Source organism: Kocuria varians (assembly GCF_006539885.1).
GTDB lineage: Bacteria > Actinomycetota > Actinomycetes > Actinomycetales > Micrococcaceae > Kocuria > Kocuria varians.
In genome coordinates this window covers 1-1424 of sequence record NZ_BJNW01000040.1, presented here as the reverse complement: position 1 = coordinate 1424, position 1424 = coordinate 1, and the positions used below count along the sequence as shown (strand labels likewise).

The 1424-nt window shown below is 68.0% G+C and carries 1 protein-coding gene; it reads left to right on the top strand.

The window, feature by feature from the left end; translation table 11 throughout:
- The first annotated feature begins 110 nt into the window (after window positions 1-110).
- Window positions 111-1418 (top strand): ISL3 family transposase, encoded by a 1308-nt coding sequence (locus KVA01_RS12530; RefSeq protein WP_058956066.1) that lies wholly within the window; start codon window positions 111-113, stop codon window positions 1416-1418.
- Window positions 1419-1424: the final 6 nt, after the last annotated feature.

The following is a 1424-nucleotide window of genomic DNA, read 5'->3' as shown; positions in this document are numbered from 1 at the left end:
GGCTCTTCGCAGATGAGGGTGTAGAAGCTGACGGCGCGGCGGTGTCGGGATCGAAGTCGAGGTCTCCCGAGGATGGAAGTTCTCACACTGCCCATCCGGAAGACCTCGACGTGCACGACGCTACCTTCACTCGCCCTGACCTGACCACGTTCTGCCGACTGGATGAGCTCGGTCTCGAAGCCGTTGGGCAACGGCTCGAGCCCGACCGCGCGGTGATCGCTTGCCGCGTCGTCGAGCTCGACCAGTGGTGCCGTCGCTGCGGCTGCGAAGGGGTTCCGCGGGACACGGTGGTCCGGCGGCTTGCGCACGAACCGCTCGGGTGGCGACCCACGACCCTGGAGGTCGTCGTGCGTCGCTACCGCTGCACCGACTGCTGCCATGTATGGCGACAGGACACCAGCCTGGCGGCCGAACCACGGGCGAAGCTGTCGCGCCGCGGGCTGCGCTGGGCACTAGAGGGCATCGTGGTCCAGCACCTCACCGTCGCCCGCGTCGCCGAGGGGCTCGGGGTCGCGTGGAACACCGCCAACCTCGCCGTCCTGGCCGAGGGCAAGCGCGTCCTGATCGACGACGAGCACAGGTTCGACGGGGTGAAGGTCGTCGGCGTCGATGAGCACGTCTGGAGGCACACCCGCCGCGGCGACAAGTACGTCACCGTGGTCATCGACCTGACCGGCATCCGTGAGGGCACCGGACCAGCACGGCTGCTGGACATGGTCGAGGGCCGCTCCAAGCAGGCGTTCAAGACTTGGCTCGCCGAGCGACCGCAGGCGTGGCGCGACGCGATCGAGGTGGTCGCGATGGACGGGTTCACCGGCTTCAAGACCGCCACCGCCGAGGCGCTGCCCGACGCGGTCGCGGTGATGGATCCCTTCCACGTCGTCCGGCTGGCCGGCGATGCACTGGACCGTTGCCGCCGCCGGGTCCAGCAGCACACCCAGGGCCACCGCGGCCGCAAGGACGACCCGCTATACCGGGCGCGGCGAACCCTGCACACGGGAGCTGACCTGCTCACCGACAAGCAGAACGACCGCCTGCACGGCCTATTCAGCGTCGATGCGCATGTCGAAGTCGAGGCAACCTGGGGCGTCTACCAGCGGATGATCGCCGCCTACCGCGAGCAGGACCGGCGTCGAGGCCGCGAGCTAATGGTCAAACTGATCGACTCGGTCAGCCACGGCGTCCCGAAGGCGCTCACCGAGGTCATCACGCTGGGGCGAACACTGAAGAAGCGAGCCGACGACGTACTGGCCTACTTCGACCGACCCGGCACCAGCAACGGGCCCACAGAGGCGATCAACGGACGGCTCGAACACCTCCGCGGCTCCGCACTCGGCTTCCGCAACCTCACCAACTACATCGCCAGATCGCTGCTCGAGACCGGCGGGTTCAGACCCCAACTACACCCTGGATCATGATGAGCC